General features: G+C 69.5%; 16 protein-coding genes. 12 read left to right on the top strand and 4 right to left on the bottom strand.

Annotated features, from left to right (window positions below; translation table 11 throughout):
- Positions 1-70: 70 nt before the first annotated feature.
- Positions 71-1,093, bottom strand: coding sequence for an Ldh family oxidoreductase (locus tag FXO19_RS04700; RefSeq protein WP_149193935.1), 1,023 nt, complete (start codon positions 1,091-1,093; stop codon positions 71-73).
- Positions 1,094-1,214: 121 nt separating this feature from the next.
- Here FXO19_RS04700 and rsmD point away from each other — a divergent pair, with 121 nt between their 5' ends.
- From rsmD to FXO19_RS04665, 7 genes are all read left to right on the top strand, one after another.
- Positions 1,215-1,784 (top strand): 16S rRNA (guanine(966)-N(2))-methyltransferase RsmD, encoded by a 570-nt coding sequence (rsmD, locus tag FXO19_RS04695; protein ID WP_149193934.1) that lies wholly within the window; start codon positions 1,215-1,217, stop codon positions 1,782-1,784.
- 51 nt (positions 1,785-1,835) lie between these two features.
- Positions 1,836-2,339, top strand: coding sequence for a pantetheine-phosphate adenylyltransferase (gene coaD / locus FXO19_RS04690; RefSeq protein ID WP_149193933.1), 504 nt, complete (start codon positions 1,836-1,838; stop codon positions 2,337-2,339).
- A gap of 39 nt (positions 2,340-2,378) precedes the next feature.
- Complete coding sequence (locus tag FXO19_RS04685; protein ID WP_149193932.1) at positions 2,379-2,864, top strand: hypothetical protein; 486 nt, start codon at positions 2,379-2,381, stop codon at positions 2,862-2,864.
- Between the two features lie 169 nt (positions 2,865-3,033).
- Complete coding sequence (locus FXO19_RS04680; protein ID WP_149193931.1) at positions 3,034-3,309, top strand: YfhL family 4Fe-4S dicluster ferredoxin; 276 nt, start codon at positions 3,034-3,036, stop codon at positions 3,307-3,309.
- Positions 3,310-3,375: 66 nt separating this feature from the next.
- Positions 3,376-5,160 carry a gamma-glutamyltransferase gene (ggt, locus tag FXO19_RS04675; protein WP_149193930.1) on the top strand — a complete coding sequence of 595 codons (1,785 nt, stop codon included), beginning with the start codon at positions 3,376-3,378 and terminating at the stop codon, positions 5,158-5,160.
- 387 nt (positions 5,161-5,547) lie between these two features.
- Positions 5,548-6,441, top strand: a complete 894-nt coding sequence (locus tag FXO19_RS04670; protein WP_149193929.1) for an MBL fold metallo-hydrolase — start codon at positions 5,548-5,550, stop codon at positions 6,439-6,441.
- Complete coding sequence (locus tag FXO19_RS04665; RefSeq protein ID WP_149193928.1) at positions 6,438-7,157, top strand: TMEM43 family protein; 720 nt, start codon at positions 6,438-6,440, stop codon at positions 7,155-7,157. The genes FXO19_RS04670 and FXO19_RS04665 overlap by 4 nt, the downstream gene beginning before the upstream one ends.
- 164 nt (positions 7,158-7,321) lie before the next feature.
- Here the strand turns inward: FXO19_RS04665 and upp are convergent, their stop codons facing one another.
- A complete protein-coding gene (upp, locus tag FXO19_RS04660) occupies positions 7,322-7,954 on the bottom strand; it encodes a uracil phosphoribosyltransferase (RefSeq protein ID WP_149193927.1) in 633 nt (210 codons plus the stop codon).
- Positions 7,955-8,061: 107 nt separating this feature from the next.
- Positions 8,062-10,386 carry a TonB-dependent receptor plug domain-containing protein gene (locus FXO19_RS04655; RefSeq protein ID WP_149193926.1) on the bottom strand — a complete coding sequence of 775 codons (2,325 nt, stop codon included), beginning with the start codon at positions 10,384-10,386 and terminating at the stop codon, positions 8,062-8,064.
- A gap of 205 nt (positions 10,387-10,591) precedes the next feature.
- Here FXO19_RS04655 and FXO19_RS04650 point away from each other — a divergent pair, with 205 nt between their 5' ends.
- Positions 10,592-11,707, top strand: a complete 1,116-nt coding sequence (locus tag FXO19_RS04650; RefSeq protein WP_149193925.1) for a phytase — start codon at positions 10,592-10,594, stop codon at positions 11,705-11,707.
- A 71-nt stretch (positions 11,708-11,778) separates the two neighbouring features.
- Entirely contained in the window at positions 11,779-13,128 is a 1,350-nt protein-coding gene (locus FXO19_RS04645) for a purple acid phosphatase family protein (protein ID WP_149194190.1), read from the top strand.
- Positions 13,129-13,434: 306 nt separating this feature from the next.
- On the opposite strand, the gene FXO19_RS04640 is transcribed toward FXO19_RS04645, so the two are convergent.
- Positions 13,435-14,946 (bottom strand): aminotransferase class III-fold pyridoxal phosphate-dependent enzyme, encoded by a 1,512-nt coding sequence (locus tag FXO19_RS04640; protein ID WP_149193924.1) that lies wholly within the window; start codon positions 14,944-14,946, stop codon positions 13,435-13,437.
- Between the two features lie 143 nt (positions 14,947-15,089).
- On the opposite strand from FXO19_RS04640, the gene FXO19_RS04635 reads away from it, so the two are divergent.
- The 3 genes from FXO19_RS04635 to FXO19_RS04625 all read left to right on the top strand — a co-directional run bounded on the left by FXO19_RS04635 (position 15,090) and on the right by FXO19_RS04625 (position 17,449).
- Positions 15,090-15,521, top strand: coding sequence for an Lrp/AsnC family transcriptional regulator (locus FXO19_RS04635; protein ID WP_149193923.1), 432 nt, complete (start codon positions 15,090-15,092; stop codon positions 15,519-15,521).
- Between the two features lie 620 nt (positions 15,522-16,141).
- On the top strand, positions 16,142-17,194 hold the full coding sequence (gene queA / locus FXO19_RS04630; protein ID WP_149193922.1) for a tRNA preQ1(34) S-adenosylmethionine ribosyltransferase-isomerase QueA: 1,053 nt from the start codon (positions 16,142-16,144) through the stop codon (positions 17,192-17,194).
- Between the two features lie 9 nt (positions 17,195-17,203).
- Positions 17,204-17,449: a hypothetical protein gene (locus FXO19_RS04625; RefSeq protein ID WP_149193921.1), complete on the top strand. Its 246-nt coding sequence runs from the start codon at positions 17,204-17,206 to the stop codon at positions 17,447-17,449.
- Positions 17,450-17,492: the final 43 nt, after the last annotated feature.

The following is a 17,492-nucleotide window of genomic DNA, read 5'->3' as shown; positions in this document are numbered from 1 at the left end:
CGTCGTCGGCCGGCAAGCCCGGGCAGGCTCGGCTCTACGGGAGCCGTGCCCGCACGGATGCGCCGGAACGTCAGTCCAGCAGCGCGAGCAGCTCGGCATGCAGGTTCGCCGGAATGTGCACGCCTTCCGCGAGGCTTCGCTGGCGGGCCTGGTAGCGCCGCTGCGAGGGCAGCCGGGCGCCGCTGCCGGCGAAGGCCGCGAGGAAGGCCTCCGCGCGCGCCTGGTGGGCGGCGGCGTCGGCACCGAGGAAACGCCGCGGATCGAGCGCGAGCACGAGTTCGCCGTGATAAGGGGACGCGCCCGCGCCGGCATCGTGCTGCAGCGATTCCAGGCTGGTGAGGTCGCCGATCAGCGGGCCTGCGATCAGTTCGATCATGGTCGACAGCGCCGAACCCTTGTGCTCGCCGAAGGTCAGCATCGCGCCGCCTTCGACCACTGCCTGCGGATCGGTCGTCGGCTGGCCATCGGCATCGATGCCGACGCCTTCGGGAAGCGGCTGGCCGGCGCGCCGGCGCAGCTCGATCTCGCCGCGCGCCACCGCACTGGTGGCGAAGTCGAAGACATAGGGCTGGCCATCGGTCCGCGGCCAGCCGAATGCGAACGGATTGGTGCCCAGTAGCGGCACGCGACCGCCCGCGGGTGCGACCCAGGCGTGGCTGGGGTTGCACGCCAGCGCCACCAGGCCGGCATCGGTCAGGCGCTCGATTTCCGGCCATAGCGCGGAGAAGTGCACGCAACGGTTGATCGCCATCGCGGCCAGGCCGCCGGTCCGGGCCTTGTCGAGCAGGTGCGGCAGGCCGGCGTCGAAGGCCAGCGGGGAAAATCCGCCGCGCGCGTCGACGCGCACGATGCCGGGCGCCTGGTCGTGCACGACCGGCTCGGCATCGCCGACCACCTTGCCGCTGCGCAGGGAATGCACGCAGACCAGGGTGCGGTACAGCCCATGCGCGGCGCAGCCGTCGCGTTCGCCGGCGACCATGGTGTCCGTGAGCGTGCGGACATGGCCTTCGCTGAAACCGGCGTGGCGGAGGCTGCTGGAGACCAGCCCTGCCGACTCCTCCAGGGACAGCGAAACCGTCTGCGTCGTATCCATCCGGGATGCACCACATCGAAGCCAGCACGGGACTATACGCATCCGGGATCGCGGCTGGCGGTTGCCGCGGCGTTTGTGCCGGATTGATGGAATTCGCCGCCGCACGTCGCACAATGCACGCATGAAACGCGCTCCGGGACAGGTCAGGATCATCGGCGGCAAGTGGCGCAACACCCGCTTGCCGGTCGCCGACGCCGATGGTTTGCGCCCGACGTCGGATCGCGCACGCGAAACCCTGTTCAACTGGTTGCAGCCGGCCTTGCCCGGTGCGCGCGTGCTGGACCTGTTCGCCGGCAGCGGTGCGCTGGGGCTCGAGGCGCTGTCACGCGGCGCGGCCGAGGCCCTGTTGGTCGAACGCGATCCGCGCCTGGCGCAGGCGCTGGAGGCCAGCGTGCAGCGACTGGGCGCGCCGGCGCGCGTGGTGCGGGCCGACGCGCCGGCGGTCCTGCGGGCGCCGTTGCACGGCCGCTTCGACCTGGTGTTCCTCGATCCGCCGTTCGGCGCGGCCCTGTGGCAGCCGGTGTTCGCCGCCTTGCCGCCATGGCTCGCCGAGGCCGCATGGCTGTACGTGGAGTCGCCGGCCGAGGCCGGCATCGAGCCCGGCCCGGGCTGGTCGCCGCATCGGGAGGGCCGCAGCCGTGAAGTGCGTCACGCCCTGTATCGCCGAACCGCGGATCGGACCGTGGTGTGACGCTGATACACTTGCGCGAACGATCCGGCTTCCCGACGACGGACACAACCCATGAGCGTGGCCCGCACCCGCATCGCGGTCTATCCCGGTACCTTCGACCCGATCACCAACGGGCACGTGGACCTGGTCGATCGCGCTGCGCCGCTGTTCGAGCGGATCATCGTCGGGATCGCGGAGAGCCCGGCCAAGAGCCCGACCCTCGACCTGCAGCTGCGCGTCGAACTGGCGCGGGCGGCGCTCGCCGAATACGGCAACGTCGAGGTGCGCGGGTTCGATTCGCTGCTGGCGCATTTCGTGCGCGACCTCGGCGCTGGGGTGCTGCTGCGCGGGCTGCGCGCGGTGTCGGATTTCGAATACGAGTTCCAGCTGGCCAGCATGAACCGGCATCTGATCCCGGAAGTCGAGACGCTGTTCCTTACGCCGGCGGAACAATACGGCTTCATATCCTCTTCGCTGGTCCGCGAAATCTCCCGCCTCGGCGGCGACGTTTCCGCGTTCGTGCCGGCGGCGGTGGCCAAAGCGCTGCAGGCCGAATGGCAGCGCACCGATGCGTGAGACAACATGACGACCATACGAAAAACGGGGAGGAACACCATGAACACCATTCACCGCCTGCTGCTGACGGCCTGCCTTGTGCTGCCGCTCGCGGCCTGCCAGAACGATGAACAGACGCAACAGGTCGAGAAGGCGCCGATGACCGCGCCGACCGGCGGCGACAGCACGCAGTGGCGCGCCTACCTGTCCGACCTGGTGCCGCGGCACATGGAGGGCATCCAGAACCAGCCCTACATCTACCTGGTGCCGGACGACAGCGTCGAGGATTTCGAGGGGCTGTACGAGCGGCTCGAGGAGAAGGCGAGGACGGACGTGGCGCGCGGCATCGTCCGCGGCAACATGCTGGCCTACGCCGGCCCCGACTCCAACCGCGTCGCCGACATGGTGGTCAGCGCGTTCGAGGGCGTGCCGGCCAAGAGCATGAACGGCGTACGCGTGTTGTTCATCGGCGATGCCGCCGACAGCGCACGCGTGGAACAGGCCGTCACGCCGGCCGGTGTCGAATACGTCTTCGTCGAGAAGTAGGCTGCACTTGCCCGCAGTCCGGCCGGCCCCGGTTCACCCCGGGGCCGCGCCCGTTTCCCGGCGCCGGCAGGTGACGGGTGCCGAGCAAGGCCTTCCGGTGCCGGGGCGAGCGCGAGCCCGATGTCCCGTCCGACAGCTCGAACCCCTCCCATGGCGTCGTCCCGAATCCATGTCGCTGAAGATCAACGACCTTTGCGTCAACTGTGACGTCTGCGAGCCGGCCTGCCCGAACCAGGCGATCGCGCAGGGGGAGACGATCTATGTCATCGACCCGGCGCGGTGCACCGAATGCGTGGGTCATTACGACGAGCCGCAGTGCGTGGCGGTGTGTCCGGTCGAGTGCATCGACCCGGATCCGGAGTTCCCCGAATCCGAGCCACAACTGCTGGCGAAATTGCGCCGGCTGCAACAGGGCGGCGGACCGGGCGATCCGGGAACCGCCTAGATTCCGCCAGGGATGGCGTTGACGATCCGACCGAAGCCACGGCGCGAGCACGCCGCAGGAGACCGCATGAAACACCTGTCCCAATTCGTCCTGCTGCTGGTCGTGGCGTTCGCGCCCGCGCTGGCGGTGTCGCAGGACGTCGCCGCGCCGCCGCAGGGGGCCGACCGAAGCCGTGCCGAAGCGCAGAAACCGCCGGGCGTCGCCGTCGCCTCGGCGCACGCGCTGGCGACCGAGGCCGGACTGCAGGTCATGCGCGAGGGCGGCAACGCCTTCGACGCGGCGGTGGCGGTGTCGTCGACGCTGTCGGTGGTCGAGCCGATCAGTTCCGGCCTCGGCGGCGGCGGCCTGTTCCTGCTGCACCAGGCCGACAGCGGCCGCGACGTGTTCGTGGATGCGCGCGAAACCGCGCCGGCGGCGGCGACGATGGAGCGTTATCTGGACGAGGCGGGAGAGCTCGACAGCGACCGTGCCACCAACGGTCCCTGGGCCGCCGGCATTCCCGGCCTGCCGGCGGCGCTGGTGCACCTGGCGGAACGCTACGGCAAGCTGCCGCTGCGGGCGACGCTGGCACCGGCGATCCGCATCGCCCGCGAGGGTTTTCCGGTCTACGGGCGTATGGCGCGCGGCTACGAGCGCAGGCGCGAGGTCATGGACCGCTATCCCGGCACCCGCGCGGTGTACGCGCCGGAGGGCAGGGGACTGCAGGAAGGCGATCTCTTTCGCCAGCCGGACCTGGCGCACACCCTCGAGCGGCTGGCGGCGCAGGGCTTCGACGGCTTCTACCACGGCGAGACCGCGCGCCTGCTGGTCGAAGGCGTCAATGCCGAGGGCGGGCAATGGACCGCGGACGAGCTCGCCGGCTACCGCGTAGCCGAGCGCGAGCCGATCCGCTTCGGCTACCGCGACTGGGAAATCGTCACCGCGCCGCCGCCGTCGTCGGGCGGCGTGGCGCTGGCGCAGATGCTGCAGATCCTCGCCGGATGGGACCTGGACGAGCTCGACCCGACGCAGCGCACGCACCTGATCGTGGAATCGATGCGCCGGGCGTTCCGCGACCGCACCTTCTACCTGGGCGATCCCGACTTCACCGACATCCCGATGCGCACCCTGACCAGCCGCGACTACGCCGCCGGGCTGCGCGCCACCATCCATCCGCGCAAGGCGACGCCGAGCGACCTGCTCTCCGGTGAGCCGACCCCGCTCGAGGACGAGGAAACCACGCACTTTTCGATCATCGACGCCGACGGCAACCGCGTGGCTGGCACCCAGACGGTCAATCTGCTGTACGGCTCCGGTCTGGTCGCGCCCGGCACCGGCGTGCTGCTCAACAACGAGATGGACGACTTCGCGCTCAAGCCCGGCACCCCCAACGCCTTCGGGGTGATGGGTTTCGATGCCAACGCGCCCGAGCCCGGCAAGCGCATGCTCAGTTCGATGACCCCGAGTTTCATGGTGTCCGACGACCGCGTCGCCGTGCTCGGCACCCCCGGTGGCACCCGCATCATCACCATGGTGCTGCTGGGCATGCTCGGCTACGACGCCGGGCTGGATGCGCAGGCGGTCGCGGCCTTGCCGCGTTTCCACCACCAGTGGACGCCGGATCGGATCTCGGCCGAGGGCGGCGCCCTTTCGGCGGAAACGGTGCGCGCGCTGCGGGCGATGGGGCACGAGGTCGACGCGCCCGACGAGGAAGCGGAAATGCGGCAGGCCGGCGGCCGCACCTCCAGCCACGTGTGGGGCAATCTGCAGACGGTGGCCTGGAATCTTCGCGACAACACCCTCGAGGGCGGAAGCGACCCGCGCAATCCGGACGGCAAGGCGGAGGTGGAGTTGCGCACCGCGGCCGACTAGCCGCGGCGTCGCGGTGCGCCTGTGCTGAGCTTGCCGAAGGGCCGCTCCCACAGAAGCCATCTCCCCATGGCAATGCGTAGCCGCGATGCCACTCGGATCCGGCGCTCTTGAGGGAGCGTCGCGACTGCCGTCGCTCCCACAAGAGCCTGGATCCTGACAGTCGCTGTCGCGATCACCACGCAGACCGGCTTTTCGTGGGCGCGACGGTAGTCGCGACGCCCGCGCCGCGGACGTCTTCCGCGATGGACCTTCCCGCATCTCGCGATCCGAGCCCGTGCGCGGCGCGGGTGCGCCAGCGCCAGGCGGAAACACCTGCTGCGAGCCGCGTGCGGGCTGGCCGGCGGGCCGTTGCGGCGGCCTCCACACCCCCGGCGTTACACTCCCGGCATGAAACTCTGGTCGATCGAGGGCAACACCCAGAAGCTCGACGGCGGCGCCATGTTCGGCAACGCCCCGCGCGCGATGTGGACCAAGTGGGCCCGACCCGACGAGCTCAACCGCATTCCGCTCGCCTGCCGCGCGCTGCTGGCCAGGCCGCTCAACGGCAAGACCGTGCTGTTCGAGACCGGCGTGGGCGCCTTCTTCGAGCCGAAGCTGCGCGAGCGCTTCGGCGTGGTCGAGGAGCGGCACGTGCTGCTCGATTCGCTGCAGGCGGCCGACTTCTCGCACGAGGACATCGACGTGGTGGTGCTCTCGCACCTGCATTTCGACCACGCCGGCGGCCTGCTGCGCCAGTACCGTGAGGGGCAGGCGCCGGAGCTGCTGTTTCCCAATGCGATCTACCTGACCGGTCGCGAGCACTGGGAGCGCGCCCGCAACCCGCACCCGCGCGACCGCGCCAGCTTCATCCCCGAGCTGCCGGATCTGCTGGAGGCGAGCGGACGACTGCAATTCGTCGACGGCGACCGTTCGCCGTTGCTCGGCGATGCGGTGCATTTCAGCTACAGCCACGGCCACACGCCGGGCATGATGCTGGCCGAGATCCACGGCCCCGGGATCGCCGTCGATGGCCGTCCGCACGGCGGCGTCGCCTTCTGTGCCGACCTGGTGCCCGGCCGGCCGTGGATGCATGTGCCGATCACCATGGGTTACGACCGCAACCCGGAACTGCTGATCGACGAGAAGCGGGCCTTTCTGGAAGACAAGCTCGCGCGCGACGTGCATCTGTTCCTGACACACGATCCGGAGATCGCGCTGGTGCGGGTGAGCCGCGACGAGCGCGGGCGGTTCGGCGCCACGCACGAGGTGGCAGAGTTGAAGGCGAGGGTCTTGCATCCATGAAATACGTCTGGCTCCTGGTGCTGCTGCTGTGCCCGCCTGCATTCGCGCAGGAATCGGCGGAGCCTGGTACGCCGCGCGCCGAACTGGCGCTGGTGGACGATGAGTTCGGCGTCGCCAGCCGGCAGTTCGGGCTGCGTCGCCACGTCGAAATGGCGCAATGGCAGCGCGTCGACGGCGAATACGCGGTGATCTGGAGCGCGCAGCCGATCGACTCCGCCGGGTTCCCGCCCCAGTACAGGAATCCCGACGAATTCCGCCTGCCGAGCCGCGAATGGACGACCGCCGTGACGATGCCCGATGGATATCCGTTGGCGGAAGAGGCGGTGGAAACGCTGGGCATCTGGCGGCCGCTGACGCCGGTCGCCGAGGCATTGCCGCCGAATATGGCCGCAACCTTCCAGTTCGATAGCCGCACACTCACGACCGCCGAGGATCCGGCCGCACCGCGTGCGGGGGATCTGCGCATCCGCTGGCTCGAGCGCGTGCTGCCGCCGTTGCAGGGCCAGGTGGTGCTGCGCGACGGCGCCTGGGTCGTCGCCGACGCGCCGGCCGTTCCTGCCGAGGCGCCGTCGGCCGACTCCGCCGAGGTGCCGCCGGCCGACGGCGAGGGCGAGGTGCGCAACTACACGCCGTGGGTGGGCGGCCTGCTGCTGCTGATCGTCGCCATCCTGGTCGCCATCCGTCACCGCCACCGCCGCCGCGCGCCGCCTCCGTAGGAGCGCGCCATGCGCGCGATGCCGGCGACGTTTAGGGCCTGTCGATTGGCGGCCCCGTCGCGAGCCGGGAGGCGCGCCGGTGGCCGGACTTCCGTGGCGGCGAAATGCCCGCGGTATCGCGCGCATGGCGCGCTCCTACGGAAGAAGAGCGGGGCGGCGACGGCTCAGTCGGCGCGGGTGCCGAAGATCTTGTCGCCGGCGTCGCCCAGGCCGGGCAGGATGTAGCCCTTCTCGTTGAGGCGCTCGTCGATCGAAGCGGTGTAGACCTCGACGTCCGGATGCGTCGCCTCGATCGCGCGCAGGCCTTCCGGTGCCGCGACCAGGAACAGGCCCTTGATCCGCGACGCGCCTGCGGCCTTGAGCATCTCCACCGTGGCGATCAAGGTGCCGCCGGTGGCGAGCATCGGATCGAGGATCAGCGCGGTGCGATCCCGCATGCCGCCGACCAGGTTCTCGTAGTACGGCATCGCCTGCAGCGAGGCCTCGTCGCGCTTGATGCCGACCACGCTCACCTTGGCCGCGGGGATCAGTTCCAGCACGCCCGGCAGCATGCCCAGGCCGGCGCGCAGGATCGGCACCAGGGTGATCTTGCGGCCCTTGATCCGGCGCACGCGCACGGTACCGGCCCAGCCATCGACGTCGGTGTCCTCGGTCTCCAGGTCCGCCGTCGCCTCGTAGGTGAGCAGGGTGGCGACTTCCGCCGACAGTTCGCGGAAGGTCTTGGTGCTGTTGTCGGCGCGGCGCATCAGGCCGAGCTTGTGCTGCACCAGCGGATGGCGGACTTCGACGATCTTCATGGCGGGCCGGGGCGGGAAGCGTGCCGGAAGTTTGCATCAAACCCGGCCGTCCCACAAAGAAGAAGCCGGCTCGCGCCGGCTTCCCCGATGACGCGCGTGGCTCGCGCTCAGAACGCCCAGCGCATGACCAACTGGTAGCTCGGGCCCGCTTCCTCGGTCTCCAACTCGTACTCGTCGTAGTCGCGTTCGACCTGGTCGCCCAGGGTGTCGAACTTGTGGAAGGACTCGTCCTTCGAGGCATCCAGCAGGTTGGCGGCCGACAGGCGCACCGACAGGCGCTTGCCGAATCGCTTCTCGACGAAGGCCTCCAGGTCACCGCCGTATTCGACGGTCACCTCCTCGCCCAGAATGCGTTCGTAGGCATCGCCCTGCTTGCGGTAGGACACGCCGAAGCTGGCGGCCAGCGACGGCAGGTCCTGGATGAAGCCGACGTTGTAGACCGATCTGGCCTGGTTGTTGAAGCGGCGCTCGCCCAGGAAATCGTCGACCTCGGAGTTCACCCAGGAGTAGTTCAGGAACACGCCGGTGTTGTCCAGGCCGAACACGTTCAACGGGGTCGACAGGTCGAACTCGACGCCGTAGACCTTGCCGTCGCCGACGTTGGCCGAGGTGAACACCCAGCTGTCCGCCGGTTCGGCGACCATGGCTTCCTCGATGCTGGCGACTTCGCCGTCGTCGACCATGTCTTCCCAGGTATCGAGCATTTCCTCGCTCGGCGCGCCGGTGTTGACCACTTCGATCAAGTCCTTGACGTCGCGGTAGAAGAGGTTGATGCCGACCACCCCGTTGCGGCCGAGGCGGTGTTCCCAGCCCAGGTCGATGCCGTTGGCGGTTTCCGGGTCCAGTTGCGGGTTGCCGATGTAGTCGTTGTCGCCGAATTCGCCGTCCAGCAGGGCCGGGATCAGCTCGTTGAAGTTCGGCCGCTTGATGCTCCTGGCCAGCGACAGGCTGATGCGGTCGGCATCGGTCAGGTCCCAGCGCAGGTGCGCGGACGGCAGCAGCTCGTTATAGTCCTTGCTGGCGATGCCTTCCGGTTCGTCACCGTCCTCGTTGTAGCGGATATCGGACTGGGTGGTTTCGTAGCGCAGGCCGGCTTCCCAGGCCAGGACGCCAGCCTTGCCGTTGAACTGGATGTACGGGTCCAGGCGCTTTTCCTCGATCACGGAGGCGACGGTGCCGTCCAGTTCATAGGCCGCGGCGTCGCCTTCGCTGTCGGCTTCCCACTCGTAGGTGGTGAAGGCGAAATCGCGTTTCTTCCGCCGGTAGTCGATGCCGAACTCCATGTCGGCCGCGGTACCGACGGAGCGCTGGTGCGCGAGCTTGAAGCTGGTCTCGGCGTCCTTGGCGTCGATGTATTCGGCTTCGCCCACCGATTCGTCCCATTCGCCGTTCTCGTAGACGTGCTCGTCTTCGCTTTCCCAGCTCTCGTCGGTGAAGCGGGCGTGGTCGACGTCGAATTCGGTGGTGCCGCCGGCCATGTCGAACCGGTATTCCAGGCCCAGGCCCCAGTTGGCCTGGTCGACGGTGGCCATGCCCGGCACGTCGGCGGTGATCACGTCGTCGTCGTCGTACTCTTCCTCGAACGACACTTCGGTCACGTCGCGGTCGGTCTTGACGTAGAAGCCGTCGATACTGAGGCGGCCGGTGTCGCCGACATCGGCTGTGTAGGAGATGTTGCCCGAATAGTCGCGGCCGTCCTTCACTTCGACCTGGTCTTCCCAGCTGACCAGTTCTTCCATCGACGGGTCGCTGAAGCGGTCCGAGCGCTTGTTCTTGGCGCGGTAGCGGTCCTGCACGTTGACGCCGGCGAGGAAGCGGCCGCCCAGGGCCTCGGTGCTGGTCACGGCACCGAAGGTCGGGTTCACTTCGCCGTCGAATGCGCGGTTCGCGCCCAGGCGCAGGTAGCTGCCGTCGAACTCGTAGGCATCGCGCAGGACGATGTTGATCGCGCCCGCCACGGCGTCGCCCGAGCGGTTGGCGCTGTTGCTGCGCAGGACTTCGATGCGGTCGACCATTTCCGCCGGGATGCGGTCCACCCAGAACGAGCGGTCGTCGCCGGCGCCCGGCACTTTCTTGCCGTTGATCAGCACCTGGGTGTAGCCGCCGCCCAGGCCGCGCAGCTGCACGCCGTCGAATTCCATGATGTCGGAGCCGACGAAGGCGGCGCCCGGGACGCGCTTGACCATGTCGCCGACGGTGTTCGGCTCGAAGCGCTGGAAGTACTCGAGGTCGTAGGACAGCACCGGTGCGGTGTCGTCGGTGCGGTTGCGGTAGGCGATCTCGCCCTGGACCACGATCGTGTCGAGCTGCTTGGGATCGCCGGCAATGCTGCCGTCTGGAGTCGTTTGGGCAAGCGCGACCGGTGCGATCGTCGGCAACAGGGCAAGCGCGAGCGCCCGGGACAGGCTCGAGGCGCGCGGGTGGCATTTCATCAGGCGGTTTTCCGGAGAGCGAACGTTGGCGGCTCGTTGTACGCCGGTCATATGGCGAGCAAATGACCATTCAAAGACAGCTGTCGCATGCGCGCACCGGACGCAATTGCGCAACACGATTGTCGTAAAGCAGCGACGCTGACATGACATGGACACATTGGTGTCGTAAACAGCCACGACTCCGAATTCATTCCCGGGAAAATCCATGAAGCCGTTTCTGCCGCTCCTGTTCGCCGTGCTCGCGCTCGTCGGCTGCGCCACTCCGTCGCCCGGCGCTCGCGAACCGGACGAGGCCGCCTTCGAGCAGGACCCGCTGCTGAGCGAGGCGCAGGTGCCTCACGTGGTAATGGCCGAAGCGTTCGTGACCGAAGCCGCACCACAGGAAAACGTCGACTCGCCGGCGGCTTGGCGCGCAGCCGACGGTAGCCGCTGGGTGATCGCCACCGCCAAGGACACCCATCGCCTGCTGGTCTACGCCGGCGACGACGGCCGCCTGCTGCGGACCGTGGGCGGCCCGGGCGCGCGGCCCGGGCAGTTCAACCGGCCCAACGGCATCGCCGTCACCGACGATCTTCTGTGGGTGGTGGAGCGCGACAACCGCCGCGTGCAGCTGCTGCGGCTGCCGGACTTCACGCCGCTGGCGACCTTCGGCGAGCCGGACCTGCTGCAGCCGTACGGGCTCTGGGTGCACCCGCTCGACGACGGCTACGAGGTGCTGGTCAGCGACAACTACATGTCGCCGCAGGACGACGACGTGCCGCCGCCGCTGGCCGAGCTCGACCGACGCTTCAAGCGCTACCGGGTGACCGGCGAGGGTAGGGACTGGGCGGCGCGGCTGCTGGGTACCTTCGGGGCCACCGACGAGGCCGGCGCGATCCGGATCGCCGAGTCGCTGTTCGGCGACCCGGAGCACGACCGGCTGCTGCTGGCGGAGGAGGACGTCGCCACCGGCACGCGCCTGCGCGAGTACGGACTCGACGGACGCTACCGTGGTCGCGATGTCGGTGCCGATGTGTTCCGCGCCCAGGCCGAGGGCATGGCCTTGATGCGGTGCGCGGGCGGTGCGGGCTACTGGATCGTCAGCGACCAGTTCAAGGACCGCACCGTGTTCCATCTGTTCGACCGCGTGTCGCTCGACCACATCGGCGCGTTCGCCGGCGAGCGCACCGCCAATACCGACGGGGTCTGGCTCGACCAGAGCAGCGACGCCCGCTTCCCGCAGGGGGTGTTCTACGCCATCGACGACGACCAGGCGGTGGCCGCGTTCGACTGGCGCGAGATCGCCACGGCGCTGTCGCTGCCCGATTGCGAGGCACCGTGACCGGCACGGCGGTCGCAACGGCGCCGCTGGTACGCCGTGGAGTGGCGGGTGTCGCGGGCACGATCGCGGCGATGCTGCTGGCGATGTCGGCGATTGCCGGCGAGGCCGCGCCGCGACGCGTAGCGGAGCCGAATACGCTGGTCCCTGCCGGCGTGATCCGTTATGCGCCGAGCGGCTTTCCCGACCGCATCGTCGCCTCGCCGGCACAGGACGCGGCCACCGGCTTCGCGGTGGCGTGGCGCACCGGCGCCATGGTCGAGACGCCGTGGCTGGAGATCGTCGAGGCCGGTGACTCGCCGGATATGGGCGTGCCGCAGCGCATCCGCGCAACGACGCAGGCGCTCACGACCGAGAACGGCCCGGCGCATCATCATCGCGCCGAGGTCGGAGACCTGCAGCCGGACACGTTGTACGCGTGGCGCGTGCAGGGCGATCGCACCTGGAGCCCGTGGCGGCAGCTGCGCACCGCCGCGGCCGCCGATGCACCGTTGACGCTGCTGTACTTCGGCGACACCCAGAACAAGAACGCCAGCCTGACCACCCGGGTCACGCTGGAGGCGCTGCGGCATGCGCCCGACGCGCGACTGGCGCTGTACGCCGGCGACCTGGTCAGCGGCGGCGACGGCGAGGACGACAACGAGTGGGGCGAGTGGTTCGACGCCGCCGGTCCGCTGCCGTCGCTGCTGATGGTGGCGCCGGCGGCCGGCAACCACGAGCATTTCGAGGAGTTCGAGGACACGCCGCAGGAGCGGCGCGTGCTCGGCGCGCACTGGCCGTCGACGTTCGCGCTGCCGGGCAACGGCGCGCGCGGTGCGGAGGCGACCAGCTACTGGTTCGACATCCAGGGCGTGCGCGTGGTGGTGCTGGACGGCACCTCGGCGCTCGACATGGGCACCGCGCAGGCGCAGGCCGCTTGGCTGGAGGACGTGCTGGACGGCGCCGCCTCGCGCTGGACCATCGCGCTGATCCACCAGCCGATGTTCTCGCCGCGCCAGGATCGCGACAACGCGCTGCTGCGCGAGCACCTGCTGCCGGTGCTCGAACGCCATCGCGTCGACCTGGTATTGCAGGGCCATGACCATGTCTACGGGCGCCGCGGCGGGCCGGTCGCGGGGCAGGCGACGCCGCAGTACGTGGTGTCGGTGGCTGGCGCCAAGCAATACCGGTTGTCGCAAGCGGCACGCCGCGACATGTCTCCGACGGCCGAGGACACGCAGCTGTTCCAGGTATTGCGTATCGACGGCGACGCGCTCCGCTACGAGGCGCGCACCGCCACCGGGCGCCTGTACGACGCCTTCTCGCTGCATCGCGATGCCGATGGCGCGCGACGCATCGAGGAGCACGTCGAGGGACGGATCGGCCAACGCGACTGCCCGCGCACGACATCGCCCAAGGGCCGCGAGGACCGCTGCTGGGAATGAGCCCACCCCACCGACGGCGGCGGGCGACACAACGCTTTCCGTAGGAGCGCGCCATGCGCGCGATGCCCCCGCGCTTGCGGACCCGGCGCAACCGAGTTGCGTCCGTACATCCGACTCCCGCGCGGCATCGCGGGCATGGCCCGCTCCTACGGTGGTGGCGGGCAATGCGGCTTTCCGTAGGAGCGCGCCATGCGCGCGATGCCCCGCACTTGCGGACCCGGCGCAATCAGGTTGCGTCCGTACATCCGACACCCGCGGCATCGCGGGCGTGGCCCGCTCCTACGGCGGCGGCGAACCAGGCGATCCTCAGGCGGCTTCGGCCTGCCGCTGGCGCGGGCCCTCGAGCAGCACCCGGCGCACCATGGTCACCAGCAGGTCCAGCTCGTCCTCGCCCATGTCGAAGCGCGGGGTGAAGCGCAGCGAGTTCTCGCCGCCGTGGATCACGCCCAGGCCGTGCTCGCGCAGCCATTCCTCGCTGGAGCCGGCGCCGTAGCCCTTGAAGTCCTTGGCCAGTTCGCAGGAGAACAGCAGGCCGGTACCCTGGACCTTGGTGATCAGCCCGCCCAGCTCCGTCTTCAGCGCTTCCAGCTTTTCCAGTGCCTGGCGACCGCGTTCGCGGATATTGGCCCGCAGCGCCGGGGTGATCGCACCCAGCACCGCGCAGGCCACGTCGGCCGCGCGCGGATTGGCGGTCATGGTGTTGCCGTAGGTGCCGCGCCGGTAGATGGCGGCGGCGCCCTCGCTGAGCGCCAGCACCGACAGCGGGTACTGGCCGGCGTTGAGTGCCTTGGAATAGGTCTCCAGGTCTGGGGCGTCCTGCGCCTCGAAGCCTGGGTAGTCGACGATCGACAGCGTGCCGGTCGCGCGCAGGCCGGCCTGGATGGAGTCGACCAGCAGCAGCGCGCCGTGTGCGCGGGTGAGCTCGCGCGCGGCGGCGTAGAACGCCACCGGCACGCGGCGGCCGGGGTCGCCTTCGCCCATCACCGGCTCGAGGAACATGGCTTCGATGAACCAGCCGTTGGCGTCGGCATCGGCGAAGGCCTGTTTCAGCGCGTCGATGTCATAGGGCTCGATCGCGATCACGCTGTCCTCGCCGCGATAGCTGGCCAGATACTGCATGTAGGTCTTGCGGGTGGAATCGGAGTACAGCGCGGGACGGTCGGTGCGGCCGTGGAAGCTGCCCTTGACCACCAGGCGCTTGATGATCCGGCCGGCATGGCGCCCGCCGTCGTCGGTCATCGCCCGGGCATGGGTGTCGGCGATGCGCGCGGCCAGGCCCACCGATTCCGAGCCGGAGTTGAGGCACATGAAGGCGGCGAACGGGCAGCCGCCATCTGCCGTTGCCTGACGCGTGTGGCCGATCTCTGCGCGCAGCGCGCGGGCCAGGCGCAGCTGCGACAGGCTGGGGGTCATGATGTTGGCCATCGCCTGCGGCTTGGCCATCGTTTCCAGCACCGCCTGCGGCGCATGGCCGAAGCCGAGCATGCCGTAGCCGCCGGTGTCGTAGAGCACCGCGCCCTTGAGCGTCACGATCCACGGCCCGCGCGCGGCCAGGGCGACGTAGGGATTCACCCCGTCCTGTGGATAGAAGTTGACGAAATCACCCTGTACGGCCACGACCTGGGCATCCTCGTCGAGGTCGAGCAGCTCGGCGAAGTCGCCCTCGACGCGCGCGAACTCCGCGGCGGCGGCATCGATCGCGGCGACGAGCTCGGGGTGCCCGGCGGCGAAGTCGACGATGGTGGCGTCATCCAGGCCGGTGGTGCGGCGTTCGCCCTTGCGGGCGCGGAGCGGGGCGAGGGTATCGATTACGGACATGTGGTCCTCCGGGGGCTGGATGGGGCCGGGCGCCGCGCTTGCGGCAGGCATCACCCTATTATCGCAATGATTTCGTCGATTAACAGGTGCGATTTGCTCGAAATTCATGTAGAAATCGTCAGATCGACGAACCCGGGACCGCAATGAAGCTCACCGACGCCGACGAGGCCCTGCTGTCGCTGCTGCGCGAGAACGCCCGCGCGTCCACCGCCGAACTCGCCCGCCGCCTGCAGCTGTCGCGGACCACGGTGCAGAGCCGGCTGGAGCGGCTGGAGCGGCAGGGCGTGATCGCCGGCTACACGGTACGGCTCAATGAGGACTACGAGCGCGAGCGCATCCGCGCGCTGATCATGGTGACGGTGTTTCCCAAACAGATGCCGGCGGTGGTGGAGGCGCTGCGCGGCATGGCCGGGGTGCGCAGCGTGCAGTCGGTGAGCGGACCGTGGGACCTGGTGGCGGCCGCCGCGGTGCCGACCATCGGCGAGATGGATGAACTGACCGACCGCATCGGTGCCCTCGAGGGCGTGGAGCGCACGACGTCCTCGCTGGTGCTGTCGACCAAGTTTCAGCGCTGATTCGCTCGATTCGTGCCGTATAGCGAAGAGCGGCTTCGGTTGACTTTGCGGGGCGGGAGCCGCGCCGGGGGTATTGCTCCGCCCTTCGGTCCGGCCATCCATGGCCGTACTCAGGGCCGCTGCACATCCCTGTGCAGCTCTCCGCAACACCCCCGGCACAGCTCCCGCTGGGACGTCAGTTGGCTTCGGAGGAAGGAGAGGCCGAGCATCGCGAAAGCGAATTTCCGACGCGGCGTCTGGGGCGGGTGATGCGGACAGCAGACCAGGGACGGTCTGCGGCGGCTCGGTCGGGCCATGGATGGCCCCGACCGAGCCGGGGAGCATTACCCGGACCGGACGCCGCTGCCTCCGAAGCCGCGCCAGGCAGCGCCACCCGTCGCGATGAGGCACCACCGCCGCCACAGCGCCAGTGACTAGCCGCCTTAGAATTGGTCCGAGGAAGAGCTGCTTCGACCGACCACGCGGGGTGCGAGTTGCGACGGGGGTACACATCTCCCGGCCCGGGCGTCGCTGGCTCCGAAGCTGGCGAGCCTGCCCGCTTGTTCGAGCCGTGAAGGAAAGGCTGACGGGCAGCAAGCACCCGCGCCTTACAATGCCCGCGCCCCGCACGACTCGCCGTCTTGAAGAAATCGGATTTCCACTACGACCTGCCGCCGGAGCTGATCGCCCAGGCGCCGCTGCCCGAGCGTTCGGCCAGCCGGCTGCTGGTGGTGCCGCCGGGGGAGGGCGCGTTCGACGACCGCCGCGTCCGCGATCTGCCGGCGCTGCTGCAGCCGGGCGACCTGTTGGTGTTCAACGACACCCGGGTGATCCCGGCGCGGCTGTTCGGGCAGAAGGACAGCGGCGGCCGGGTCGAGATCCTGATCGAGCGGCTGCTGCCCGACAACGAGGCGCGGGCGCAAATCGGCGCCAGCAAGGCGCCGAAGCCGGGTGGGCGGATCGCGCTCGACGGCGGCGGCAACGCCGAGGTGCTGTCGCGCGACGACGCCGGCTTCTACCACCTGCGCTTCGAGGTGCCGGACGCGCTGGAATCCTGGCTGCTGCAGGCCGGGCGCATGCCGTTGCCGCCGTACATCCGGCGCGCCCCCGGGCACGATGACGACGAGCGCTACCAGACCGTGTTCGCGCGCCGGATCGGGGCCGTGGCGGCGCCCACGGCGGGCCTGCACTTCGACGACGCGTTGCTCGATGCACTACGCGCGCGCGGCGTGCAGTTCGGGCACATCACCCTGCACGTCGGCGCCGGCACCTTCCAGCCGGTGCGCGTGGAAGACGTGCACCAGCACCGGATGCACAGCGAATGGCTCAACGTCGGCGCCGGGCTCATCGCGCAGATCCGCCGCACGCGCGAGGCCGGCGGCCGCGTGATCGCGGTCGGGACCACCGTGGTGCGTGCGCTCGAGAGTGCCCTGCACGAGGGGGAACTGCAGCCGTTTGCCGGCGAGACCCGGATCTTCATCTTCCCCGGCTACCGCATCCGCAGCGTCGATGCGCTGCTGACCAACTTCCACCTGCCAGAATCGACGTTGCTGATGCTGGTGTCGGCCTTCGCCGGCCAGGAACGGATCTTCGCCGCGTACCGGCATGCGGTGCGCGAGCGCTACCGGTTCTTCTCCTACGGCGACGCGATGCTGCTGTTTCCCGCCGCGTCGGACCGCGCCGCCCCTCCGTAGGAGCGCGCCATGCGCGCGATGCCGCGGGCATTTCGGCGCCCGCGAATTCTGGTGACCGGCGCGCTTGCCGATCCGGAGTCGCGGCATCCACCGGATCCGGCCGGCACCCGCGGCATCGCGCGCATGGCGCGCTCCTACGAATGCGGTGGGCGCCGCGGCGCTTCCGTGGAGCGCGCCATACGCCCGACGCCAGCGACCGACCATGTGCACACCGTCCAGTCGTGCGGGCTTCTTGGGTGGCCGAGCCGTAAATGATTAGAATTCTCATCTCCGCTCCAGCCAACCGCGCAATGCGCCG

Origin of the sequence: Luteimonas suaedae (genome assembly GCF_008312895.1) — a bacterium.
GTDB lineage: Bacteria > Pseudomonadota > Gammaproteobacteria > Xanthomonadales > Xanthomonadaceae > Luteimonas > Luteimonas suaedae.
Note: the sequence above shows the minus strand (reverse complement) of the source record. Positions and strands in the feature narration are given on the sequence as shown.